The organism is Nostoc sp. FACHB-152, from assembly GCF_014697475.1.
Taxonomy (GTDB): domain Bacteria; phylum Cyanobacteriota; class Cyanobacteriia; order Cyanobacteriales; family Nostocaceae; genus Nostoc_B.
Window position 1 is genome coordinate 53048 of sequence record NZ_JACJRV010000019.1, and the last position, 24779, is coordinate 77826.

Sequence of the window (24779 nt, forward strand, 5' to 3'; positions counted from 1 at the left end):
AATTCTGTAACCTTTAACCTATAACCTAGTTTTTTAAAAAATCTTGAATCTGCTTGATAGATTCTTCTAATTCAGCAATTATTTGGCTTGTACCTCTACGCTCTTGATTACGAGCGCATAGTTCAAGTTTTTCCGCAGCTAGGCGCATAAATGTCGCTCCAATATTAGCACTAGCACCTTTAATTTGATGAGCTTCGTGAGCCACTTGCCGAAAATCACTAGAAGCGATCGCTGCTTTGACTATTTCTATCCGAGGTTGTATATCTTCAACAAATAATTCTAATAAAGTAATTTCAAATTCTGCGTCGTTTTCTGAAAGTTGATGCAGGTGTTCCCAATCAATTGGCAAGGTATTTATATTCAACTCTGGATGAGCAATTTGAGCTTCAGATTTTATACTATCTTGCCGTTGCAATATAACTTTAATCCATTTTTCTAATGATGCCACCAAGTTTTCTTTTAATACAGGCTTACTCAGATAATCGTCCATACCTGCATCTAAGCACATCTTTTGGTCTTCTACCATAGCATTAGCTGTCATGGCAATAATTACAGGACGATGAGTAATACAACAGCTTGCTTGCCGCCGATAAATTTCTTTTGTGGTTTCCCAACCATCAAGAATTGGCATTTGGCAATCCATCAAAATCAAATCATATGAAATTTTTTCTAGTAGTTGTAAAACTTCTTCGCCATTAGCAGCAACATCGGCATTGTAGCCTAAATTTTGAATTTGTTTAAGCGCGACTTTTTGATTGACTAAGTTATCTTCAGCTAGCAAAATCTTAATTTTAGGCAAATCTATAGAAGTGCGATCGCTTTTGTTTTGGTAATTTTCTATTTCTAAATTCAAACTTTTTTGATTAACGTTAGCTCTAGTTTCTAAAACAGCCATAAAAGTATCGAGCAGCCGAGATGCTTTAATAGGTTTAGTTAAATAAGCAGCAAAGCCAATCTTGATTGCTCGCTGTATTTCATCTCGTTGATTGGTAGAAGTTAGCATAATTAAGGGGATTGCAGCAGTAGCAAAATTTGCCTTAATTTGTTCTCCTAAAGACATCCCATCAATTTCAGACCTCTGCATATCAATTAAAATAAAATCATAAGGCTGTTGTTGTTCACAAGCTGCTGCAATAGCATTGAGAGCAACAACTACACTCTCTGCTTTATCTACTTGCATTCCCCAACTGGTAGCTTGATAGTAGATAATTTCGTAATTAGTCGCCTGATTATCAACTACCAACAAGCGGCGATTAATTAAATTTTCAGTGTTGATTAGTGAAGGGGCAGGTTGGAGTTGTTTGGTAAAAGGAATCTCAAACCAAAACTTAGAGCCTTGTTTCCACTGACTTTCTATACCAATTTCTCCTCCCATTAAAGTTACTAGTTGCTTACAAATAGCTAATCCTAAACCTGTGCCACCATACTTACGAGTAGTAGAAGCATCCACTTGGGTAAATGGTGTGAACAGTCGGCTTTGGTCTTCTAATATAATACCTAATCCAGTATCTATGACTGTGAAAAAAATAGTAGCTGTAGTGGGAGTTTCGGAGCGCAATTCTGCCGTGATCACAACTTCCCCTTGGCTGGTAAACTTGATGGCATTATTTATTAAGTTCATCAGAATTTGCCGCAAGCGACCAGCATCACCTTGGAGTTGTGTAGGAACATGAGGATAGATTAATGCTGCAATTTCTAATCCTTTTTTATGAGCTTGGATAGCTAATAAATCTAATACTTCTTCAATACAATTAGATAAATCAAAATTGAGAGTTTCTAATGCCATTTCTCCAGCTTCAAGTTTAGATAAATCTAAAATCTCGTTAATTAGGCTTAAAAGGGCATCACCACTAATCCGAATTGTTTCGATAAAATCTTGCTGCTCTGGGTTGAGTGGAGTGTCTAACATCAAGCTAGTCATACCTAATACCGCATTCATCGGTGTCCGGATTTCATGGCTCATATTGGCTAAAAAAGCACTTTTTGCTTGAGAGGCTAGTTCCGCTTGCCGACGGGCAACTTCAAGTTCTTGTCGTTGTCGAGTCTCGACTTCTAATAGTTGGGCTTGGGTGATAGCAATGCCGACTTGATCTGCTATTTCTCGCAAAAGATGAGTTTCAAAACTTGACCATTGGCTAGAGGTAGCGCACTGATGAACAATTAGTAAACCACAAAGTTCTTCTTTAATCAGAATCGGTACAATCAAGTTAGCTTTGACTTCAAACTGTTGTAATAGTTTTATATTGCTTTGTTGTATTTCTAGCAAATCCAAATTAGCGATCGCATCATTTCGCTTAAGACGATACTGTTGTAGACAATATTGCTGTTGATATTCGGTTTGCAAGTAATCATTAGCCATCTTGTGTCCTTTAATTGGCTGCCACTCAGAAACCACTGCTTCAATTAAAATACTTCCAGAACCATCTGCTAATAGTTGATAAATCAGCACTCGGTCAGTCTGGAGAATTTTTTGCACCTCCTGAACAGTGATTTGAAGAATTTCTTCAATTTGTAAAGACTGCCGAATCTTGAGGGTAATTTCGGTAAATAATTGCGATCGCAAGTGTTGGCGTTGCAGTTCTTCCTCTGCTTGCTTGCGTTGGATAAACTGCCCCACTTGTTCGCCAACGGAATTCATGATTTTTAGCAAATCTTGGTCATATTGCTGACTCTGATGGCTAAAGCAGGTAATCACACCCAAGATTTTATGCTCACTTCTAATCGGAAAACCAAAAGCCCCATGCAGCCCTAATATTGCCGCAAACTGACTGCGTACAAAATTGTCATCATGAACAATATCAGTCAGCCAAACAGGTTCACAACTAGCCCAAACTTTGCCAGGTAATCCGATTCCTGGTTTAAATACGGTTTGCTGACTCAGTGTTTTAAACTCATACATCTCTAAAGATGCTCGATGCCATAAGTCAAAAAATCTGAGTACTTCTGCTGGCTGGTCTACCATCCAAATCTCACTCACATCCCATCCCAAGCTGTCACAAATCGCTTGCAAAATTTCGGGAGTTGCTGAGGCGATTGTATTGGACTCTGCTAAAATGCGCGTAATAGCATATTGTGCAGTTAAATGCTGTTGTGTGCGTTTGCGTTCTGTAATATCAATACCCGTACCAATAATGTATTTTACAGAACCTTCGTAGTCTTGAAGGATAGTGTTTAACCATGCAATTAATTTTTTGCTACCATCCCTAGTTACCCAATAGTTTTCGTAATCTTGAGAGCCTTGTGTAATCTTACCTGCTTGCAACTGGGCAAAAACTACTTTGACTGGCTCTACTTCTTCAGGCAGTAAAAACAAATTCCAGAAATATCTACCTCTGACTTCATTAAATGAGTAACCTGTGATTTGCTCACAAGCTTGATTAAAGCGAACAATTTTTCCTTGCGAATCGAGAACTATTACTAACGCACTGGCTGTGTCTAGTACTGCTGAGATAAAGTTACGCTCATCGTTGAGAGTATTTTCTATGGTCTTTCGCGCTGTGACTTCACAATAAATAAGGTAGTAGGTAACAGCAAGAACAACAAAACTAGAACAGATGGCGATCGCCAATATTAAAATTGTATTTTTAGCACTAGCTTTTGCTGCTTGTGATTCCTGCTGGAGTCGTTGCCGTTCTTCACTCTCCATCTCATGGATAATTTTGCGGATGTTATCCATCAAATTTTGGCCTTTATTTGTCTGGATTAACTGTAATGAAGCCTCTAATCCCTGGTTTTGTCGCAAATCGATAGTTTGTTGGGTTTGACTAAGTTTCGCTACTACTAAAGGTTTGAGCGTGTTGAGATGTTGGCGTTGTGTTAATTGAGTAAATGTTAAACTTCTGAGTTTTTTCAGTTGTCTATCTACATTTTTGATCGCTGCTTGATAGTGTTTCAGATAATCTTCTTGTCCAGTCAGAATATAACCGCGTTGTCCAGTTTCCGCATCTTTAATTTGAGATAATAGCGTTTCTAAATTATTAATCTTCTCTTGAGTTTTTCTAACTTGATTATTTGTATTAATTAAAACTTTTATACTTTGATAAGATAATCCACCTATTAACAGCAAAATTACGGATGCTAATCCAAAGCCGCCAGCAACCTTTTTAAAGAATTGCTGACGTACCTTCTGAGATTGTTGACGTTCTTGAGTAACAAGTGCCAAGCTAGCTAAATTCCGTCGCAATTCCATTTGCTTGATAACTTGGCGACCTAAAGTTCGCAACGCCTCAACCTGTTCGGCAGATAAGTTTCGTGGTACACGGTCAATTACACACAGTGTTCCTAACGCGTAGCCTTCAGGGTTAGTTAGGGGTACACCAGCATAAAACCGGATATTAGGATCAGACGTAACTAATGGGTTATTGGCAAAGCGATCATCTGCTGTAGCATCAGGCACGATAAAAACATCAGGTTGTAAAATAGCATGGGCGCAAAATGCCAGATCTCTAGGTGTTTCTAAGGCATCTAGACCGACTTTTGATTTAAACCACTGACGATTTTTATCAATTAAACTGACTAAAGCGATCGGAGTACCACAAATATATGATGCTAAACGAGTGAGATCATCAAAGGCGGCATCCGATTGAGTATCGAGAATTTTATACTCCAAAAGTGACTTTATTCTCTGTATTTCGTTATCAGGTAATGGTGCTTCCATCTTTAAACTTGAGTGATAGATGAAGTGACTTGTTAAGGTCAACTAAGATTTGGCACCATTCTCAATAAGAATAAATAGTGAAAAAGGTGAGCAAACCGATTGAGTTATTTATTACACAATGTGCTAATTATTCTGGCACAAGGTTTTTAAACCGTAATTATTGTTGAATAATTTAATTTCTGGAAGTCCCTAAACAGAAAAATAACCCCCTAAAAAGGGGGTTGGTGGGATATGTGATAACTCATAATGCTAAACCCTATGTGAAGACTGGGTTATTATCTTCGACTTTGGCTATCTAATACCAATTCAAATAATGTTTGCAACAGATACCCCACCCGCCTGATGGCACCCTCCCCTTGCCAAGGGGAGGGTTGGGGAGGGGTCTTAAGGCATCAATTCCACAAACCGAGTGTAGCTGACCAAATTCGGAAATGCTTGATGCCAACTTTGAAGCACATCCAGAGTGTAGAATTCCTTGAAAGTCTTATATCCACTGCCATGAAATGCAATGACTATTGTCATTACCTCTGATAAACACATCCTCGATTGACTGCGCCGCTCTCCAGCAGTAGACGGTAATTGTGGTATTTGTTGCCATAGATTTTCCCATTGGTTACAGAAATCATCTACATCCCAGAATATTTGAGTGATATCGAGCCGAGATACAATGGTAGACATAGCGGAAAGTCTGAGCGGAGGCTTCCTCCGATCAGAACTTTCCAAGACAGCCGAGACCTTGATTTTTCTTAGATATTTTTAGTCTCGGCATTTTTTTGTCACTTTTTCACAGATTCTCAATCAATCGTAGCGATCGCCTGAACAATACCCAATTGTGCAAATCTATACATGGCAAGCTTTTTTGGCTTTTTCTAACCGTCGAACTCACGTTAATCTAAACTTCAACTAATTCTCCCAATTTTATGAAGCTAGTTTTCTGCTGAATGTGAACCCATTAGTATTTTCTAGTTTACTAACAATAGGTTAAAATTTTGTGAGCAATAAGCAACGTCATTCATAAAAACTAAAATTAGCACAAATTTTTCCAAGGATATGCAGTTATGAGAAGTTTGAAACCTTTATTATCTTTATCATTGATAGCAGGATTTTGTCTTCCTGGTTATGGTCTATCACACGATATTAATACTTCGAGAGTAGAAGCACAATTGATGGCTCAAAATAGTTATCAATATTTGAATGCTCCAGTTAAAGTCACCTTAAACACGGAATTTGATCTGAAGTATGGACAGATAGCTTACCTGAGAACTGGAGGCATTGAAATCAAATTTTCTAAAGTTCTTCAAGACTCTAGATGTCCTTCTAACGTAACTTGTATTTGGCAAGGGCAAGTGATTATTGAATTAGAAATCCTACAATATGGGAGAAAAGTTTCCACATTAAACTTAACTCTTATCCCAGGTAGGGATGCTTCAGCAGTTCAGTTTTTCAACAAATATACAGTGAAATTAATAGATGTTTCACCTTACCCAAAGGATGGGCAGCAAATATTTCCCCAAAACTACATTGCTAGAATTGTTGTTACCAAAGAACGCCCCTAAAATCAAATTCCTAGTAAATAGAAAGAATAATTATTTTTTCTGACGCTAGTGAAATAATCTTCTAAGTAAGTAGGTGGGAAAAAACAAAACTATGTTAAGAAAGGTTAATCAGGCAGAAACCCTCTTTCCTCCAGCATAGCTGCCCCCTGCCTCCTGCCTTTTCCCAACTACAAATATTTACGCCGTTCTACTTATAAGATTTCATAGCACAAGGCTTTGAGCAAAAACCTTATTTTCAGCTATTGAGTAAAAAATCAACACTCAAATTGCTATTGTGGCTGAGAGATGATTAGTACGCAGATTTGGATGTTTGGACAATCGCCCTCACCCAAAACTCGTAACACTCCGCCTGTTGATGATCCCTACTGCTCTTCCTTCTCCTTGCCTACAGTCTAAACTGCAAATTAAGTGATGAACAGCTTATTTTTTGCTGTCATAATGCTTATTAATTACCTTAAATGAAAAATCTTTACCTTTGATTACTACACCTTCAAAGGGTTGTCCATCAACTTTTTCTAAATCTTCATCATACTTTTTGAGCAGGTCATAAGTTAAGACTACATTCTCCTCTAAGATATCTACGTATGGTAGTTCCAATTCTTTACAGACTTTACTAAAGTAATATTTATGCTCTTTGAAGGCATAGCGCATTTCATCAATCAGCCACACATTATAGAAGACTACATTTAAAGGGAGTTTGCTATGAGGATTATTTTTGGATGACTGAATACCTTGTCCGTATATCTCTCCCCTTAAAGCCAAGTTTACTTTATGAGTTTTGCAGTAGTAAGCTAACTTTTCATCAATATTCAGTTGAGTTACATGATGCGTATACTTATTAATTTTATTTAAATCAATTTCTAAATTCCTACCACATACTTTGAAATTCCCATTTGCATAGTAATAGCTGACAGAACTACCATCTACTTTTAGTGTGACATCGACTAGCTGTCCTAAGTATTTATCTAAGGGTAATGATTGATAAAGAGTTTCGTTACTAGGAATAAGATTGTGAGGTAAGCCTGCTATGGCTCCTGGCTCTTCCGGTACAGGAGTAACATACTTAGTAATACCTAACATCTGGGATACTTCTTCTCCTACTTCATAGGAGCGCTCGCCTGGCAGTAAGCCAACTTTTTCTACTATCCCAAAACTCCAATATCCTCTAAGTTTTTGTGCTTTAACTCTAGAAGGATTAAACTTTTTGTAAATTCCAGTCCAAGGCTCATCTGGTAAAACTGTATCTGGACGAATTAAAATAACTTTTTCTCCTACCTTATAAATTCCTTTACCTACAATACAATTAAAGTTTAATACTTTGACAATCTCTAATCTTTTAACTTCAGGGTCTGGATGCTGAAGTATATCTACAATTTCTTCTATTGTCGCTAAACTGTTCATCATAAAAATCGGCAGAATTAGTCGCGGTGTAGGGAAACAGTGGGCTTTGATGCCCACTAGACCGAATCCAATGACGTACCAGCGTTAAATATAGCTATCAACTTGATAATAACCCTCAGTAGTTTTTCTCATATTCCCCAATCACTTCATTCTTCAACACAGCTTCAACCATGAAAATTAAATGGCGCAAATGGGAGAGAGAAGAAATAGAAATCCTCGAAGAAATGTCCGAAGCTTACACCCTTAAACAAATAGCGAGGCGGCTATAGCTGTTTAGTCGGAGTATCTTAACGAACACCTGGACGACGAAACCTTTACTCAGGCAGTCAAAGAAGCAGTTCTTTCACTTGATTTCTTTCCCAGTACTAAGAAACTCGTAGAATTTGCCACTGTAAGTCAAGAAGTTCAAGCGATCGCTGATTGGCACACAATTCTAGCAGCTGCTGGAACATCTTCCGAACAATGGCAACAAGAAATTCTTCAATCCTTGTGTGAACGCGCTCATATTTTGGGGTGGTGAGGTTGGTTTGTTGGCTGATTATCCCAAAAATAAGGATATCGGCTCAACCGATACCCTTAGCATCACTTTGACATCAAGCAAACAATACCATACTTCCTTAGTCATGCTAAAACAGCCTATTCCCATTGACCCCACTTACCCGCCAGTTGTTCAAATGCTGCTGGTCAACTGCTATGACGCTGGTTTGCCTGTGGAGTGCTTACGGTTGTCTTGTGGGTACATCCCTTGTATCTCTGCGTTGCGAGGACTTGGGAGATTGGTCGGAGTTGGGGGTGCTTGGGGTTCTTTCGGGATTGCCCTCTTGAGTTCTGTTGGGGGCGGTTGGTATCGGCGGCTACCATAAATAAATAACACTTTTGATTTGAGAAATCTCATCTGCGATTACGACATTGTAGTGGGTAACGATTCCCTCGCCATGTTGTCCAACCATTTGCAATCTTAGTCCGACTGTTGTATCTGAGATACCAATTATCTTGCTCCGCACCTAAATAACGTATACCTAAATCCTGTCTTCGGCTGTTGGAAAAACTCTTTGCTAAAGGAACCCACGCACTACCATGATCACTAAATCGTCCAACCAGACGCACACCTGAAGTCGTAGAGCAGATATCACCATTGCAACTAGTTTGTGGATCGTTTACTACTTTCCATTGCATTTGAGCTGGTCTACCATCAATATTACAATCCCACAGCCCAAAGAACCACTCACTAGCTATTTGGCTGGCTTTTGCATGACTTGATACTAATACCAAACTTGCAGGAACAATCGCCCAGCCCAAAAACCACTTTGTGATGTTTTTCATGATCTTACCAGTATCTCAAGTTAATCTATAGTTCTCTTCACTTATATGTATTGGCATTCCTGTTTATGCAACTACAAACGCTATATGAATCACCCTGTTCCAATAAACATTGTTGTGCTTCCGCCCCGAAGGGCGGAAGCGACGGTTGGCCATTTTATTTTTTGGAACACCCCAAGGGGCATTGGATAGTCACCTTTCCCCTGCTGTCCCAACGAAGAGATGCCTTAAGCGAACAGTATTACGCTCACTGTTGTCTCAATTTAATCCAAAGTTAGATAAGAAGCTTTCCCACAAGGAATATGTGAGATTTCCGACACTCAACTTCATCTTCTTACGAATATCTTCGATATTTCCGTTGGTTAACTTAGCTAAAGTCTGCGCCTCTTGTTCAAAACGCTTGGGCAAAGACCGTTTGTATTTTCTACCCGCCTCACACTTAACTTCTCCTGTAAATGGATGTTGCAAAACATAACGCCCTTGGAATAATTCCCGGTTGCCAGTTTGTTGGAACATCAAGTCTTCAGGGAATGTATTGCGGGTGTAGCGGATATGTAGACGTGAGATGAAGACGTTAGTGTTAAAAGAGGGAAGAACAAGCTTGCGGAATGATGGCACATTAGTTGGAGAATTATCATTCAGCCAAAATACGCCTGCTTCCTTGAGTTCCTCCGGAGTCAGGGGATCAGCAGCACAAGGATCGCAACTACCCATATCCCAAGCGTATTCCAAAAAACCAACTCTGTAGCCTTCTTTGGTGTAAGCGGTTTGGAAAAGGGATTTGTAGAATTCACCAAATTCATTTTTGATAAATATGGGCAGGTTGACGTTGGAAGGGATTTTTACCGTCCGATAGTTAGTGATTTGTGCTTGTCCTTGGGGCGAGAGAATATAGACAATTAAATCCTGCTCTGTCGTGGCATTGATCATGCCTAAACGAATTGGCAGCATGAACTTGGGTGATTGATAGGAAATTTGTAGCGGACGCAGGAACTGGTAGCCAGATTCCTCGAATTTCTCTAAGTTAACTTTGGCCACAAAAAATTTCATTCCAGAACGGATATAGGGCTGAAGTAACTGTTTCGCCCCTTGAGGAATTTTGTAGCCATTGCGTGTCAGCCAAGTTTCCAGTCCGCCAGATTCTTGGGCGCTGAGGATTACAATGTCGTATTCGCCAACGTTGAAACGCGCTTCCACTGTCACACCCAAACTGCGATCAGTTGTCTGAAATTCCACACTATTTCCGACTGCTTGTGATTTTAAAATTAGGTTTCTGGAAAATAGTGGTAGTGGCGCACAAGGATCTGGGTCAAAATATTCTACTAATCGCGGCGCACTAAAAGCATCTAGGCGCTCGATAATCGTGGGTTGAGCCACACGAACTTGCTCTTTTTGCAGCACTGTTGGCACAGGTACGACGATCGCAAAATCTTTGACTTGACCTTGGTAGTCGTTGGCCATTGTCAGGACAGTGCGATCGCCATTGCGTGCAATCACCACCTGAGAAGCTTTGTTGTACAGCTTTGTATCAGCTTTAGCTACATAAAATCCACAAAATGCCCAAGCTGTCGGTGCAAAGCCAAATACAACTACAATTGTCAACGCTAATGCTATGAAAAGTCGAAAAATTTTCATTTTTAAGACCTCTGTAAGAGAATGTTGATTTAATAGTTGAAACTGAGCCGTTAGGAGTGTTGACTCCATAGTGTTTAATGAATTCAACTAACTCATCAGGCGCGATCACAAAACTTCTAGTAGTTGCCCAACTCTCAAAATCAGGTGCTACCTGCATGATTGAGGCGTGAATCTCATGATTAATCCACAACACTATAGGCAACGACAAGTTCTTGCGAAATTCTTCACGCACTTGATTGGCATTGGTTAACATCTGCGGTAAATCCCCCACTGTTTCCAAACCTACAACCATTACTAATTGGGCATCAGCCTCGATTTCTTCTGTGATTGCACTGTAAAATTTTCTTTGGGATTCTTGAAGTTGGATTACCTGAATCGATACAGAGCAGATTTTTTTTAGTTTTTCTATCAGCCGCCTACGCAAATCACTGTAATTGCACCTGACCAAAATCAGTTTAAACTGCCCAACCGATACTTCCAGCGTCCACGCTAGTTGCCGCAGCGATCGCTTAACCATCTCAACCCTATCTGCTGGTAGTCGGTAGTGTGAAGTTGCGCTCATCATTTGGGCTTCTCAAGCATTCCCAAGAAGGTCTGAGGGTGGGTGTTTTGTTTATATGGCTGTGGATTACTTATCAAAATATGACTGGGCAGAATCTAATTTTTAGAAGATTTTGAGCCGCGATGTCTACAAACAAGGCTAGTCATTGATTTTGACAATTGTCTAACTTCATGTTACTTATTTTGTTTGGATGATTCTCCCACAAAAAAGCTCAGATTCTTAAAAAATCTACAGACTGTAATAATCAAGCAAACTAGCGATCGCACTAACTAACTGTGCTGGCTCGACTGGTTTAGGCAGGTGCTTTTGAAAACCTGCTGCTAATGCTTGCTGGCTGTCTTCGTTTTTAGCATAAGCGGTAAGCGCGATCGCCGGAATTTTTCTATTTTGCGTTGCTTCCCAGGCACGAATTCTGCGAATTAAACTGTAGCCATCTTCAATCGGCATCCCAATATCGCTAATCAATATATCTGGCTGAAATTGTTGCACTATTTCAAAACCTGCGGCTGCATTCGCAGCAGCTAATACTGTTGCGTCATACTCTTCTAGTGCAAAAATTAGAAAATCGCGGGAGTCACTATCATCCTCGACAATCAAAACGCGCACACCAGCCAAATTCAACACAGGATTAATAGATTTACCTTCCTCCTGATTATTTTGTGACTGCACAGGCAATAATGGCAGCATCACTGTGAAAGTAGCTCCTAACCCTTCACCGGGACTAGCTGCTGTGACTGTACCACCATGCAATTCTACTAAATGTCGGACGATCGCGAGTCCTAACCCTAAACCGCCAAATCTGCGGGTGATGGAAGCATCAGCTTGACGGAAATAGTCAAAAACGTAAGGTAAAAAATCTGGCTCGATACCTTTGCCCGTATCACTCACAGTAATTTCAGCGTACTTGCCGACTCTTCGTAAATTAATAGAAACCTGCCCATCATCAGGAGTGAACTTAATCGCATTGGAGAGCAAATTCCAAACTATCTGCTGTAACCTTGCCGAGTCCCCGGCAATTTTTCCTACCGGCTGTATATCTGTTTGAATCACAATTGATTTAGCCATAGCGGCAGTTCGCATCGTTTCAATTGCCGACTCAATAATGAATGACAAATCAACTGGCACTACATTTAAGTTGAGCTTACCGCGCAGTATCCGCGAGACATCTAGCAAATCATCAATTAGTTGAGTTTGTAATTTAGCATTACGCTCGATAGTTGCTAAAGCTTCAACAGTCTTGTCTGCATTTAATTTTTGAGTTTGCAGTAATCTTGTCCAACCTAGTATAGGGTTGAGTGGCGATCGTAATTCGTGAGAAAGAATGGCTAAAAATTCATCCTTGACTCGGTTTGCTTCTTCTGCTTGGGTGCGTGCGGCTTGTTCACGAGCGAATAAGCTATTGCGTTCTTCTTCAAATTGTTTGCGTTTGTTTATATCTGTATCTGTCCCCACCCATTCCCGTACTGAACCATCGGCATTCAATACTGGTACTGCACGCGCAATGACGTAGCGATATTGACCAGTCGCCTGATGCCACAATCGTGCTTCTATTTCGTAATATTTTGTCTCGGCTAGGGCTTTTTGCCAATGCCTTTCAACTTGTTCTCGATCATCCGGGTGAAACATTTGCAACCAACCCCACCCAGCACACTCTTTCCAGGTTTGTCCGGTGTATTCTTCCCAAGATGGTTGTAAGTCTATAAATGCACCAAGCGGATTAGTAATCCAAACTACTGCTGATGTTGCGGCTACTAACGAACGGTAGCGTTCTTCGCTTTGTCGCAATGCTGATTCAGCCCGCTTGCTATATGTAACATTTGTAAACATTCCTAATGCGCCGATAATATTCCCTTGTCCATCGCGCACCGGGCTGGTACAAGCTAAAACAAGCAATTCTTGGCCAGTTTTTCGGCGGAATCGAAAATCAAATTGGTCAACATTACCATCAATATTTCTCTTGATGTGTTGTTGTATTGCAGGAATATCTTCAGGGAAACAAAACTCTAACACTGAACTACCAATGATTTCTCTGGTAGAATAGCCAAGCATGGCTGCCATTTGGTCATTAACGTAAAGTGTGTGAGCATCCTGATCAATTAACCAAACTCCTTCATTGGCTGTTTGCACAATATTACGAAACTTCTCTTCACTCTCACGTAATGCTAACTCTGAGCGTTTACGTGCTGTGATGTCGCGGAAATAAACAGCCAGTCCATCTGGTGAAGGATAAGCATGGATTTCTAACCACTTACCTAAAGTGGCAATAAACTCCTCAAAGACAACTGCAACCTGTTGGCTAATGGCCCGTTGAAATTCTTGATAAAGTAGCAGTTCTGTGACTTCAGGAAAGACTTCTTGCCAAATCTGTTTGCCTAGCAATTGTTCGCGGGTTTTTTGAAACAGCCTTGTAGCTTGCTCATTAACATAGGTGTAACGCCATTCGCGGTCAAGAGCGACAAAAGCATCAGTAATGCTTTCGAGAATGGTAGTAATTTGATTACGGGCTGTCTCAGTTTCCAGCCGTAACCTCTGCTCATAATGGGCAACTTCTTGGCGAATTTGTGCCATTTTGAGGTTAGCCTCAACACGCGCTAATAGTTCCCGCGCCGAGAAGGGCTTAATTAGATAATCATCTGCGCCATCTGCTAATCCTGCAACCCAAGATTCTTCTTCCGCACGGGCGGAAAGCAGAATAATTGGCAAAGCTTTTGTTTGGGAATCAGCCCTGAGTTCTCGTAACAAGCTAAAACCATCTAGCCTTGGCATCATGATGTCGGTGAGAACGATATCTGGCATTGTTTGGCGAATAGCAGCTAAAGCGGCAACTCCATCTCCGACGGCCTCAACTTCATACCGCAGACTTAATAGACGCTGTATATATTCGCGCATATCTGCATTGTCGTCTACTAGAAGAATGCGGGGAGAGGAAGGTGACAGGTGACAGGTGACAGGTGACAGAGGAGATTCTTCACTGTTCCCTGTTCCCTGTTCCCTGTTCCCTTCTTGAGGTAGCCACCGTAAGGCTTCTGCAAGATAGGTGTCGCTTGTCTGAATTGTTGAGGGTGCTGTGGATGTGGTTGTAGTGCGCGAGGAGCGATCGCATTTTGTCGGAATAGAAACAATAAAGCTTGTGCCGCTATCAACAATGCTACTGACTGTAATTGTGCCGTTATGCAGTTTGACTAGTTCTTGAACCAATGACAAACCAATACCTGAACCTTCATAGGTGCGTCCTTGGGCGGCTGGTACTCGATGGAATCGCTCAAATATCCGGGGTAATTCTGCGGCGGGGATACCTGTACCTGTATCTCGCACTTCTAGTTCTACATGATCTTGGCAATAGCGCAAGTCCAGAGAAATTTCCCCAGCAAAGGTAAATTTAAAAGCGTTGGAAAGCAAGTTCAGTACTATTTTTTCCCACATTTGGCGGTCAACATTTACCGCTTCTGGCAAGGGGGGACAGTTGACTAAATAGCGTATCCCTGCATTTTCAATGGCTGACCGAAACACAGCTGCTAAATCTGCGGTGAAGATTGCTAAGTCTGTTGGCTGATAATCGGCTTGCATCCTTCCAGCTTCAATGCGGGAAAAGTCTAGCAGGGTATTGACTAGCTTGAGTAGACGCAGGGAGTTACGATGGGCAATTTCTAGTTTTTCGCGATCGCTTGGCAAAGGCCCGTTAGGATTAGCTAAAGTTTCTTCTAATGTCCCTAGCATGAGTGTTAGGGGTGTACGAAACTCATGGCTGATATTACTAAAAAATGTGATTTTCGCCCTGTCTAATTCTGCTAAGGCTTCGGCACGTTGGCGTTCTACTTCGTAAGCATCTGCATTAGCAACTGCTGTGGCAATATTATTAACTACTAAATCAAAAAATCCTTTATATTCATCATCAAATTCTCGTTGCCGACTAATGCCAAGTACAACTATGGTGGATAATTCTGGCTTTCCTGATTGGGCGATGGGGATGACTAAGGCTGATGATGCAGAATTGATGCCAATTTCTGCTGGCAAATTTTCAATCATCTTGGTTTGCTTTGTCTGCTTGACTTCTGCCAGATGCCAAGGATCTGTTTCTTGCGTCAAGTCAATTTCTTCAGGAGTTGCAATTCCATCTGCAATCCCTGCTGTACCCATTAACCGTGCTTGTGTGCCTGCCGATTCTACTTGATACAGTAAAGCAAAGGGAATATCAGCCTGATTTTGGGCTAGGGTTTCTGCCACACTGCGATAAGCTGCGGCTACTGTTTTGGTTGCAGCTGTGTTAGAGGCCAGTTCTCTGAGTGTGCGGAGACGACGTTCGCCAATTACCCGTTCGGTAGTTTCAATGACTGCACAAAAAACTCCGCCTACGCCTCCGGTTTCATCTCGAATTGGACTGTAGGAAAAGGTAAAGTAAGTTTCTTCTAAGTAGCCATAACGATCTATCATCAGTTGCAGATTCTCTGACCATGTAGGCTGACCTGTATCCAAGACGCTATTAGCTAACGTCCCAACAACATCCCAGATTTCTGCCCAGCAATCTTTAGCCCCTTGTCCCAAAAATTGCGGATGCTTACTTGCACCTAAAATCGGACGGTAAGCGTCGTTGTAAAGATTGGCATATTCTGACCCCCACCAAATAAACATGGGGTAATGAGAGTTTAAGATAATGCTAACCGCAGTTTTTAAACTTTGCGCCCACTCTGATGCTGAACCTAAGAGCGTTTGCGACCAATCAAGCGATCGCATCAGTGACCCCATTTCGCCACCGCCTGCAAAAACCTCCTCAGAAATAGTTTTTTTCATTGGATAAGTCACCATGTGCGCTCCACTGTTGCCAAATATTGCTGGTAGAGGTTTTGCCAACTGAATACTGTTGCTGTGGATGCGATCGCTAATAAATATGACTGTTGATACTTACTATTTTGATAAGTACTCATATATGCAAATATAAACACACTGGATAGTTTTTTAAAAGTCAACTGTTGAAATTCACGTATGAGTTTACTTGCTTTTATTAGCCTCAGCAATCCAGTCTTTCTAGATTTCACAGCTTTAACAACGTCTGGCATCTGCCTGGGGTAAGCAAGAAAACAACACTACATATTTTATTGTTGTATTAATTATTTAATGCGCCAATCTACCTGGAGATTTAATTTTTTAGTTATTGCTATAGCAGTCTATGTAAGAGATTCAAACAAATCTATTGCAAGAGGGAATAGGTACTCTTGCCTGCCCACATCAGCAGTTTGTAAATCAAATAGGATTGCTATAGCTCAACTGAGAAATCTACCAAAAGACACAAGCTAAAGCCTGAAATTTATGACAATTTCAGACTTTAGCAACATCTATTTAACACATAAAATCTATACTTCCCTGAGAAAAATCATGAATCTATCACAATTCCTTTCTTAGGGGGGTTGGGGAATCTCATTGGGTAACTGCTATCAGCATCAAGTATGACATTTATACTTCACACTTTAGAAGTTAACCGATATTAACTTTGACAACTTTTTGCTTTTCTGCTTCAGATTTTGGCAAAGTTAAACGCAAGACACCATCTTTATATTCAGCTTGAACTTTGTCATTTTGGATTAAAGAAGGTAACGGAATTATCCGTTGAAACTTGCCATATCGGAATTCAGATCGGCTGATGCCTTTTTCTTCGGTTTTAGTTTCAGATTTACGCTCGCCACTAATAGAAACTGACTCTGGTGTAACTTCTACATTGATGTCTTTAGCTTCTAACCCTGGTACTTCTAGTTTTAGATGAAAGGCATCATCAGTTTCTTCTAGTTCAGCAGCAGGTACGAAATTAAACGCTGTTCTTTCACCATTTTCTGTAGGAGATAATCTATCAAACAGACGGTTCATTTGCCGTTGTAGAGTTTCTAATTCGCGGAATGGTTCAAGGCGTTCAATATCACGAAATGGTTCCCAACGAATAAGTGCCATATCTACCTCTAAGATGCAGTTTTTTGAATGATGAAGCTTAATTTCAAGCTTATTTGTTGGTTAAATCTTTTAAATAAATTAAGCTTAATCTCAAGCTTCTTGATTACACTTTAGATCAACATTCAATGGCAGGTGGTTCGGTTCTATAACAAAGCGCGATCGCAATAACCGTACCCACTTGTATAGCCTACGGTGTATACACAAGTCCACCCAGAGCAAGTTTCCAGCCAAGAAAGATGGATTCAAATTGTCTTAAACTATGAACAAGGCTAGGCATTCCCAGAGGTCTTTAAGAAGTATAACCAGACCAACCACCAAAATGCTGCCCCCTTTTTATCAGCCTTGGATCTCCAAATGCCGTTCCTGGTGTCGTTGAAGCGTGAATTAAGATAGGGTTATCCATACCCCATCCATGAAGTTCTGTCTGATCTGGGAGTAATCGCTCAACCTGCACACTCACTGTTCATTGATTAAAACTTGAAATCCTTATCTCGTATAGCTTATAGCTTTTCTTAGTGTTATTCGCTCTAGACCCCTTCAGGCTAGGAAACAAGAATGATTGTGTTCCTTTTTAATCAACAGAAAGCTATCAAGTAAAGATAAAATTACCATAGTGGACTGACACAGCTAATTTTGTGCAATAACAATAGCGACAGCTTGACTAAAGACCACTAATTAATGAAATGCTGTACTAAATTAGATGGGTGACAGGCTGATTATGGAATTAAATCAAAATCTCAAACATACTGAGACATTGGTGGCGTTGCAAGAATTAATTGATGTGGTGGCAAAGTTAAGATCGCCTGATGGTGGTTGTCCTTGGGATTTGGTACAAACTCCCCAAACGCTGACACCCTACGTCATTGAAGAAGCTTATGAAGTTGTAGACGCGATTAAAAGTGGTGATCAAAAAGCGATCGCCGAAGAACTAGGTGATCTACTATTACAAGTGGTGCTACAAGCCCAAATCGCTAGTGAATCGGGTCAATTCAGCCTCAAAGAAATCACTCAAGGCATTTCGCAAAAGTTAATTCGCCGTCATCCCCATGTGTTTGGTGATGTGTCAGTGCAGAATGTCGATGAGGTGCGGCAAAACTGGGAACAAATCAAAGCCGCCGAAAAAGGTGAACCATCCCCAGAAAATCAGCAACTTAGTGCCAAACTCAGCCGCTACGGGCGTACCCTTCCACCATTGATGGCAGCAATGAAAATTTCTCACAAAGCTGCGGCGGTAGGTTTTGAATGGGAAAATATTGATGGCGTGTGGGCAAAGTTTCACGAAGAATTGGCAGAATTTCAAACAGCTTTAGCCGAAGAAACCCCAGAACGCCAAGAAGCAGAATTAGGCGATTTACTATTTGCCCTTCTGCAACTTGCCCGTTGGTATCATCTTGACCCTAGTGCGGCTTTGCAAGGCACAAATCAGCGATTTGTACAACGGTTACAAAAAATGGAGGCAGTAGTTGACCGCCCCCTTTCTGATTACAGTTTGGATGAGTTGGAGACACTCTGGCAACAGGCAAAAGCCCAACTTGCCCAAGAGCCTTGATACATCCCAGTTTACAATTTGATAGTAACAGTCTTAACTTCGGTATATTTCTGCAACGTATATTTGCTGAATTAGCACCTAAACATCAAATGCGATCGCTTTTAGAAATAGCGATCGCATAATAATACTTAACTAATTAATTATTAAATAACAAATTAATCCCATCAAAATACTTGAGCAACATAGTGAAAAGTACGTAATTTGTCACCATGAGAATACCGATGACGACTATGTGTGGTGTTTTAATCAGTGTCAATTTCATAAATTCAGTAATTAGGGTAAAAAAGTGAGTATAAGTTTTACTCACAAATGGCACTTGAATACCCCATAATTTGTATCTTCGCTATCCAGTCACGAAATCAGTTGAAATACTGAAAAAATTTTTTTCTGATTAATTAATTCAGGTAATTTACTGGTGAACAAGCCGTTGAAAAACCATAGCAGGGGCAGGCAATAGGCAATAGGTAATAGGCAATAGGCAATAGGTGAGATCAGTATGTGTGAATGTTGGGTTCCGTTCCTCCACCCAACCTACACTAGTCTATTAACTTCCCCTACACCCCACACCCCATAACGCCATTCCGCTCAAGTCGGGAGACCCGCCCACGCGGCTGGCTCCCCTACACCCGCCCCAACGGGGGTTAGTCACCTATTACCTATCACTCAGTAAACAAAGGTCTGGCTTGTTGGTTTGAAGATAATTTTGCTTCTAAAGTTGTCCAATCTTCTTGGGCAATTAAATTAATAAATTCATCAAGATTGTGGCGATATTGTTGCAATGAACCCAACAAAGCTTGACGATTATACTGTGCCATCATCACCCCCAACTCAGGATTTCCGCCACCGACACGGCTGGTATCTCGAAAACCAGAACTAGCTAAATTTTGCGCTAATTTTAAAACTTCGGGGTCAGTTTCACCCATACAAGCAGTAATTAATGAAGCACTCACCATGACAGGTAAATGAGAAATCCAACTCACAGCCCGGTCGTGTTGTTCTGGTTGACAATAGTAAATTTTAGCCCCAAGCGATCGCACAATCTCTTCTAAAATGGCGATCGCATCTTTGGGCGTTGTCGCATCTGGTGTCAGTACATAAGGTCTATCAACAAATAAATTCTTTTGCGCCGCTTCTATCCCGCTATCTGTGGTTCCCGCCATTGGATGACCGCCCACAAACCTTGACCACAGAGGAGAAATTGCCTTGACTATCGGTGCTTTCACTGAACCAACATCAGTAATAATCGTAGCAGCAGAAAGATGTGCAATTAACTGTTCAACTTGGGGAACAATAAGGGCGATAGGCGTACAAATAAAAATAACTTCTGCGGTTGCCAACAAACTCAGATCAACGGAAGCCTCATCCACACTGCCAAGGGCTATTGCTGTTTGACAGGTAGATTCCCGGCGACTCACTCCCAAGACATGATAACCTTGCGATCGCAAATCATAACCCAAAGAACCGCCGATCAATCCCAAACCTAAAATACCAATATTCATAATTGATTTTGACATTATATTTTTATGTACATTTTAGGGGCTAGAAGTTAGAGGCTAAAAGTTAGGGGCTAGAGGCTAGAGGTTAGAGATTAGTTTAAGACTAATCCCTAGACCCTAGACCCTAGCCCCTAGACCCTACTCCCTACTCCCTACTCCCTTAATTCTGTATGGGTAGCATCTATGATGACTGTAGAGGAATTACTTGAACAATACGCAGCAGGGGTTACAAATTTTAGCGGTATCGAACTTTGCGAAGCGAACCTAAGTGGAGCCAAACTAGTTGGCATCAATTTGAGCCAAGCTAATTTGAGTGTGGTAAATCTTAGTGGAGCGAATCTTAGTGAAGCCAATTTGAGCCATGCGACATTGAATGTCGCTCGACTGAGTGGTGTGAACTTTGTAGATGCAAACTTGAATTATGCCAACCTGAATGTTGCAAACTTGATTCGTGCCGACCTCAGCCGCGCTCAACTGCGGGGTGCATCACTAGTACGTACCGAGCTAATTCGGGCTGAACTGAGCCGTGCTGACTTGTTTGAAGCTAACTTGAACTGTGCTGATTTACGCGAAGCTACACTGCGAAAAGCCAATCTTCGTCGCGCTAATTTGAGCCAAGCAATCTTAAAAGGTAGTTCTTTTGCCGGTGCAAACTTAGAAATGGCCAACTTAAACGCCTCTGACTTGCATCGTAGTGACCTCAGTGGTGCCAACTTACGGGAAGCTGACTTCAAACAGGCAAATCTGGCCCAGGCTAATCTCAGTGGTGCTGATTTGAGTGGGGCTAATCTTCGTTGGGCTGATTTAAGTGGCGCAAATCTCCGTTGGGCTGATTTAAGTGGCGCAAAATTAAGTGGTGCTAACTTGACAGGGGCAAACTTGAGCAATGCTAATTTAACGAATACAAGTTTTGTCCATGCTAATTTAACTCAAGCATCATTAATTAAAGCTGAATGGATTGGTGCTGATTTAACAGGCGCAACCTTAACTGGAGCAAAACTGCATTCTGCCTCACGGTTTGGGCTAAAAACGGAAGGCATGATTTGTGAATGGGTTGATCTTAGTCCAAAAGGCGATCGCTCGATCATTCAAAAATTTGAAGCCGACGACCCACGGGACTTTTTTAACGAAACGCCACCCACCATTCGCATTATTGTCGATGCCGCCTTAGAACCAGAAGCCAACTTTGCCCTAGCTGGGGCTTATTTCCACATTGCTCAAGAATATCGCATCCTCAAGCAACCCCCCAGCATGGAAATTGGCCGTCGTCGGACTGTGTTTACATTCCGCGTAGATAGCGACGAAGCTTTATTGCCCACAGCTTGTATTGCCATTCTGCCCTTTAAAGATGCCACCAGTACGCAAAAAAGTATTTATCAAGTGGTAGAGTTGCTGAATCAAGAAAATGTACCCGACTTAGGAATAAAAATACCACCACGGGTGAAGCAATTGACCACGCTCATCGAGCAAGCTATTAGTCAGGCTCAGACGATTCGGCAAATGAAAAAAAATCTAGAGTTAGCAGCAAAATTAAATTTCTTTAGAGCGCCTACCCAAACAATCTTAACTAATTCCAGCGCCCAGACGTTGGCTGTATACAATAACCCAAACTTTGGCAAGAAATTTATTAATAGCTCGCAACTTGATGCTGCATTTTTAGCCGATAAATCAGATGATGCCACAATTGCACCACTTTCGTTAAATATAGTTGTAGATTTTCTCAAAAGCTTTCATTATATCAGTGAATAAGAAAATCTCTATTTTGCCAGAAACGAATTTTTGGAGCTAGCAAATGCGTGATACCTTTAACAGAATGGTTGGCCGGACTCGCTATGTAGTCTGTCGATTATTCATCCACTTAGGCGGATCAGATGTTGCACCAATTTTAGGCGTATTAAATCGTGCTGCGAGAGAAGCGATCGATGCTGATGGCGATTTGCAAGTTTTAGGAGAAGTATTAGTAGACCTCAGCGAAACCCTGCTGCGATACGATGAATACTGGATGTCTGCTGCCAACGAAGGCGACGTGTTCTGGAGTGAAGGCGAGGCCGGCGATTATGTAAACGAATTATTTACTGACTCAGCCGAAAGATACGGTGCTGATATTGATTGGGACTCTCCCTCTGGCTTTGACCAACCCTTATCTGTTCCGGTAACACGCAACGTCGTCGTGATGATTACCGTAGCCTATATAGGCGAAGTGCCAGATTTAGAAACTGACCTAGCAAATATTGGCGCCTTGAAAGCAGCTTTCAGAGCCTTGATCAATTTGCACCAGAACAACAAACTTAAAGCTATCCAAGTGCATTTTTCGCCAGCACAGTTAGGCGATGAATTAACAAGCGATCAGCTATTGCAATATTACCCAGAATTGATACCTTTGTAACTTGTTGGGTTGTCCGCACACCAACCACTTTAAGAAGTTGTTAAGCTCGGAGATAAGACAATACTGCAATGATCATGACCATATTACGTAAATTTACAGTTGTTGTTTTAGCCTTGAGTTTGTGTATAACAACTGTTGCTTGCGGGGGTGGAGAACAAACTACTCCCACAGGACGCAATGTTAGCCAAACTTCTACTGCCACCAAATTGAGTGATGGGCAGTATCCAGTACAACAAGCAACCTATGACGATAGTACTGGGGAATATACGCTGTTTTTACTGAACAGTACACCCCCAACCTTTACAAGCGAAAATGTACAAATGGCACGGCTGACCGATGAAGAAGTCAAAGAAGGTAAGAAGTCTTACCTAAAGGTTGAAAACGGACAGCCAGCGTTGTATCTCACAGAAGACTTTAAAATCGAGTACGTCCACAACGTTACCCAAAATCAAACTAATCCCCAAACAGGACAGCAAGAAACAGTTGTCGTGCGGCGAGAAAATAGCTTTTGGTCGCCCTTTGCCGGTTCTTTAGCTGGTAGTCTAGCGGGCCAGGCAATTGGTAGTATGTTATTTAGACCCCAATATTATGTACCACCTGTTTATCAACCAGGCGGAGTGCTAACTGGTTTTGGTGGTTATGGTTCTAGCTATGACCAAGCTGTTGATCGCTACCGTAGCCGTTATAATGCACCACCCGCAGCTGTCAGAAATCGTACAGCTTTCCGCACCACAGGCAATATTAGAAGAACATATCCTAGTGGTTCTAGTGTCCGCACCACTACTCCTCGTAGAACTACAGTGAACCGTCCTAGCGGTTCTGGTTTTGGTGGTAGTGAACTTAGACCATCTGGCAGATCTAGCACTACTAGACGCAGTTCAGGTAGTAGTTTTGGTAGTGGCGGTCGCAGTCCCAGCCGTAGCGGTGGTTTCGGCAGCAGACGACGTTAATTAGTTTGAATTTCAAGAATTTTCAATAATAATATGGGGGTATGAAATTGCCCCTATATTTTTTGCATTGCTGCCCAATACGGTTTGGTTAACTCAACGTGAGTTCGATGAACCTCTCCCCAACCCCTCTGTCTTGAAAAGTTTTGCGCCGGGAAACCCGGACGCGCAACGCCAGTTGCTTTATGCCGGGGAACCCGTCCAACGCACTGGCTCAACTTTTCGCTCCGACGCGGAGAGGGGCTAAAACATTGTGATATTTCAACGAAAGATAAGGGTTTCAAAGCCTCTCCCCCACAGGGGGAGAGGTTTGGAGAGGGGTTTTTTAGCTCCGTCGAACTCACGTTAACTCATAGCTGTAGGTTGCTACGAATTGATTTTATCGTTCAAATAAGCCATTGCTGCTTGTGCATCAGCAACAGTCAAGTCAGGCTGATAATCTTTTGCCAGCAAATATTTATATTCTGGATGTTCCGCAATCTGGGCTATCAGTGTTTGGGTATAGTTGAGTAGTTGAGATAGTGTAGGTGTTTTGTCTTTTGACTGCTGCAAATCCTCACCTCGAAAGTGTTTCAAGAAACGAGAACTTGAATGAGGTAACACCGAATATCGCCAGCCTGCACCAACGGTATCTCCTAACAATGTACCATCTGGTAAATATTCGAGGCCGATTACCAAACCTTGGTTAGTTTGTTGACCTAAATTAAATTTTGGAGATATCCATTCGCATAAAATACTAATTGTTGATTTGGCAGCTTTTTCCATCAAATTTTAATCAGAAATTTTCAATAATATTTTGAAAAATTAATTCAGTATGTTTAACTTTAGAATATAAAACTTTGGGTATGTAAAAAGCTTCCAAATTAAAGTTTCAGCGAGGATAATTAAGCCTGTTAAATAAAATATGTTAAGAAAGGTGAATTTAATTAAAATGCACTGCATAGATATAGGAATTTTGTAAAAATGTCCCAATACTTACGACGTAACCAATTTCTCCCTTTTTTGCTAGTGTTGCACCAATGTCTTGACCGGGATATGTGCCATCGTTACGGATTAGCTTGCGAGTTCTAACTTTTGAGCCAATATCAAAGGCTGGTGGCAACTCTAGTTCTAATTCATCTAATTGCATAGGACTATACCATTTAGATTTTGATTTAGCAATGATCAGGTTGGTCTTGCGAGCGATCGCTATTTTTTCCTCAAGATTAAAGGCGACATTTGCATCTCGTAGTTTAGTCTCGTTAACTTTAAGGCTAGGTGTAAGGTTTTGATTAAGTCAGGAAGAAAGAAAATTTTAACTCTTAATTTTTCTTAACATAGTTTTGTTTTTTCC

Annotated in this window: 19 protein-coding genes and 1 pseudogene; 7 read left to right on the forward strand and 13 right to left on the reverse strand. The window is 41.2% G+C overall.

The features are described 5' to 3' along the window. Nucleotides 1-25 precede the first annotated feature (25 nt). Together H6G76_RS16200 and H6G76_RS37085 are read right to left on the reverse strand one after the other, a co-directional pair. Nucleotides 26-4657 (reverse strand): GAF domain-containing protein, encoded by a 4632-nt coding sequence (locus H6G76_RS16200; RefSeq protein WP_190702391.1) that lies wholly within the window; start codon nucleotides 4655-4657, stop codon nucleotides 26-28. Between the two features lie 384 nt (nucleotides 4658-5041). Continuing rightward, complete coding sequence (locus tag H6G76_RS37085) at nucleotides 5042-5335, reverse strand: hypothetical protein (protein WP_242056423.1); 294 nt, start codon at nucleotides 5333-5335, stop codon at nucleotides 5042-5044. Between the two features lie 380 nt (nucleotides 5336-5715). Between H6G76_RS37085 and H6G76_RS16210 the strand changes: the two genes are divergently transcribed. Beyond that, the gene (locus H6G76_RS16210) at nucleotides 5716-6213 is read left to right on the forward strand and encodes a hypothetical protein (protein WP_190702394.1); all 498 of its coding nucleotides are present in this window, start codon (nucleotides 5716-5718) and stop codon (nucleotides 6211-6213) included. Between the two features lie 420 nt (nucleotides 6214-6633). On the opposite strand, the gene H6G76_RS16215 is transcribed toward H6G76_RS16210, so the two are convergent. Further along, a complete protein-coding gene (locus H6G76_RS16215; RefSeq protein WP_190702396.1) occupies nucleotides 6634-7617 on the reverse strand; it encodes an RNA ligase family protein in 984 nt (327 codons plus the stop codon). A 488-nt stretch (nucleotides 7618-8105) separates the two neighbouring features. Here H6G76_RS16215 and H6G76_RS16220 point away from each other — a divergent pair, with 488 nt between their 5' ends. After that, nucleotides 8106-8477 carry a hypothetical protein gene (locus H6G76_RS16220; RefSeq protein WP_190702399.1) on the forward strand — a complete coding sequence of 124 codons (372 nt, stop codon included), beginning with the start codon at nucleotides 8106-8108 and terminating at the stop codon, nucleotides 8475-8477. Between the two features lie 28 nt (nucleotides 8478-8505). Here H6G76_RS16220 and H6G76_RS16225 read toward each other — a convergent pair whose 3' ends face one another. The 7 genes from H6G76_RS16225 to H6G76_RS16250 all read right to left on the reverse strand — a co-directional run bounded on the left by H6G76_RS16225 (nucleotide 8506) and on the right by H6G76_RS16250 (nucleotide 17528). Then, the gene (locus H6G76_RS16225; RefSeq protein ID WP_190702401.1) at nucleotides 8506-8937 is read right to left on the reverse strand and encodes a DUF6006 family protein; all 432 of its coding nucleotides are present in this window, start codon (nucleotides 8935-8937) and stop codon (nucleotides 8506-8508) included. Nucleotides 8938-9192: 255 nt separating this feature from the next. Beyond that, nucleotides 9193-10569, reverse strand: coding sequence for a DUF2330 domain-containing protein (locus H6G76_RS16230; RefSeq protein ID WP_190702404.1), 1377 nt, complete (start codon nucleotides 10567-10569; stop codon nucleotides 9193-9195). Beyond that, nucleotides 10469-11134, reverse strand: coding sequence for a hypothetical protein (locus tag H6G76_RS16235; protein WP_190702407.1), 666 nt, complete (start codon nucleotides 11132-11134; stop codon nucleotides 10469-10471). Before H6G76_RS16235 ends, H6G76_RS16230 begins: the two co-directional genes overlap by 101 nt. 225 nt (nucleotides 11135-11359) lie before the next feature. Then, a complete protein-coding gene (locus tag H6G76_RS16240; protein WP_242056424.1) occupies nucleotides 11360-15919 on the reverse strand; it encodes an ATP-binding protein in 4560 nt (1519 codons plus the stop codon). Between the two features lie 8 nt (nucleotides 15920-15927). After that, nucleotides 15928-16053, reverse strand: coding sequence for a hypothetical protein (locus H6G76_RS37710; protein WP_277883100.1), 126 nt, complete (start codon nucleotides 16051-16053; stop codon nucleotides 15928-15930). Nucleotides 16054-16600: 547 nt separating this feature from the next. Beyond that, nucleotides 16601-17068: an Hsp20/alpha crystallin family protein gene (locus H6G76_RS16245; RefSeq protein WP_190702414.1), complete on the reverse strand. Its 468-nt coding sequence runs from the start codon at nucleotides 17066-17068 to the stop codon at nucleotides 16601-16603. Between the two features lie 289 nt (nucleotides 17069-17357). Then, nucleotides 17358-17528: a hypothetical protein gene (locus tag H6G76_RS16250; RefSeq protein ID WP_190702417.1), complete on the reverse strand. Its 171-nt coding sequence runs from the start codon at nucleotides 17526-17528 to the stop codon at nucleotides 17358-17360. Between the two features lie 258 nt (nucleotides 17529-17786). Here H6G76_RS16250 and mazG point away from each other — a divergent pair, with 258 nt between their 5' ends. Continuing rightward, the gene (gene mazG, locus H6G76_RS16255) at nucleotides 17787-18617 is read left to right on the forward strand and encodes a nucleoside triphosphate pyrophosphohydrolase (RefSeq protein ID WP_190702420.1); all 831 of its coding nucleotides are present in this window, start codon (nucleotides 17787-17789) and stop codon (nucleotides 18615-18617) included. Continuing rightward, the gene (locus tag H6G76_RS37715; RefSeq protein WP_277883101.1) at nucleotides 18614-18739 is read left to right on the forward strand and encodes a hypothetical protein; all 126 of its coding nucleotides are present in this window, start codon (nucleotides 18614-18616) and stop codon (nucleotides 18737-18739) included. The genes mazG and H6G76_RS37715 overlap by 4 nt, the downstream gene beginning before the upstream one ends. Nucleotides 18740-19276: 537 nt before the next feature. On the opposite strand, the gene H6G76_RS16260 is transcribed toward H6G76_RS37715, so the two are convergent. Further along, nucleotides 19277-20116, reverse strand: coding sequence for a prephenate/arogenate dehydrogenase (locus H6G76_RS16260; RefSeq protein WP_190702476.1), 840 nt, complete (start codon nucleotides 20114-20116; stop codon nucleotides 19277-19279). 183 nt (nucleotides 20117-20299) lie between these two features. Between H6G76_RS16260 and H6G76_RS16265 the strand changes: the two genes are divergently transcribed. The 3 genes from H6G76_RS16265 (at nucleotide 20300) to H6G76_RS16275 (ending at nucleotide 23449) form a co-directional block, all read left to right on the forward strand. Then, nucleotides 20300-21862, forward strand: a complete 1563-nt coding sequence (locus H6G76_RS16265; RefSeq protein ID WP_190702479.1) for a pentapeptide repeat-containing protein — start codon at nucleotides 20300-20302, stop codon at nucleotides 21860-21862. 43 nt (nucleotides 21863-21905) lie between these two features. Further along, nucleotides 21906-22499 carry a DUF1517 domain-containing protein gene (locus H6G76_RS16270; protein WP_190702423.1) on the forward strand — a complete coding sequence of 198 codons (594 nt, stop codon included), beginning with the start codon at nucleotides 21906-21908 and terminating at the stop codon, nucleotides 22497-22499. Nucleotides 22500-22567: 68 nt separating this feature from the next. After that, nucleotides 22568-23449, forward strand: a complete 882-nt coding sequence (locus H6G76_RS16275; protein WP_190702426.1) for a hypothetical protein — start codon at nucleotides 22568-22570, stop codon at nucleotides 23447-23449. A 363-nt stretch (nucleotides 23450-23812) separates the two neighbouring features. Here the strand turns inward: H6G76_RS16275 and H6G76_RS16280 are convergent, their stop codons facing one another. Further along, nucleotides 23813-24211 (reverse strand): hypothetical protein, encoded by a 399-nt coding sequence (locus H6G76_RS16280; RefSeq protein ID WP_190702429.1) that lies wholly within the window; start codon nucleotides 24209-24211, stop codon nucleotides 23813-23815. Nucleotides 24212-24374: 163 nt separating this feature from the next. After that, nucleotides 24375-24575: pseudogene (locus H6G76_RS16285) on the reverse strand (nitrogen fixation protein NifZ); the annotation flags it as partial. Between the last annotated feature and the right edge of the window lie 204 nt (nucleotides 24576-24779).

Bases quoted from the DNA above. Each gene is read 5' to 3' on its own strand.
- H6G76_RS16265 (WP_190702479.1), top strand. From the start codon at position 20,300: ATGACTGTAGAGGAATTACTTGAACAATACGCAGCAGGGGTTACAAAT.
- H6G76_RS16230 (WP_190702404.1), bottom strand. From the start codon at position 10,569: ATGAAAATTTTTCGACTTTTCATAGCATTAGCGTTGACAATTGTAGTT.
- H6G76_RS16215 (WP_190702396.1), bottom strand. From the start codon at position 7,617: ATGATGAACAGTTTAGCGACAATAGAAGAAATTGTAGATATACTTCAG.
- H6G76_RS16245 (WP_190702414.1), bottom strand. From the start codon at position 17,068: ATGGCACTTATTCGTTGGGAACCATTTCGTGATATTGAACGCCTTGAA.
- H6G76_RS16235 (WP_190702407.1), bottom strand. From the start codon at position 11,134: ATGATGAGCGCAACTTCACACTACCGACTACCAGCAGATAGGGTTGAG.
- mazG (WP_190702420.1), top strand. From the start codon at position 17,787: ATGGAATTAAATCAAAATCTCAAACATACTGAGACATTGGTGGCGTTG.
- H6G76_RS16275 (WP_190702426.1), top strand. From the start codon at position 22,568: ATGATCATGACCATATTACGTAAATTTACAGTTGTTGTTTTAGCCTTG.
- H6G76_RS37710 (WP_277883100.1), bottom strand. From the start codon at position 16,053: ATGAGTACTTATCAAAATAGTAAGTATCAACAGTCATATTTATTAGCG.
- H6G76_RS16270 (WP_190702423.1), top strand. From the start codon at position 21,906: ATGCGTGATACCTTTAACAGAATGGTTGGCCGGACTCGCTATGTAGTC.
- H6G76_RS16260 (WP_190702476.1), bottom strand. From the start codon at position 20,116: ATGAATATTGGTATTTTAGGTTTGGGATTGATCGGCGGTTCTTTGGGT.
- H6G76_RS16225 (WP_190702401.1), bottom strand. From the start codon at position 8,937: ATGAAAAACATCACAAAGTGGTTTTTGGGCTGGGCGATTGTTCCTGCA.
- H6G76_RS16210 (WP_190702394.1), top strand. From the start codon at position 5,716: ATGAGAAGTTTGAAACCTTTATTATCTTTATCATTGATAGCAGGATTT.
- H6G76_RS16240 (WP_242056424.1), bottom strand. From the start codon at position 15,919: ATGAAAAAAACTATTTCTGAGGAGGTTTTTGCAGGCGGTGGCGAAATG.
- H6G76_RS16280 (WP_190702429.1), bottom strand. From the start codon at position 24,211: ATGGAAAAAGCTGCCAAATCAACAATTAGTATTTTATGCGAATGGATA.
- H6G76_RS16200 (WP_190702391.1), bottom strand. From the start codon at position 4,657: ATGGAAGCACCATTACCTGATAACGAAATACAGAGAATAAAGTCACTT.
- H6G76_RS37085 (WP_242056423.1), bottom strand. From the start codon at position 5,335: ATGTCTACCATTGTATCTCGGCTCGATATCACTCAAATATTCTGGGAT.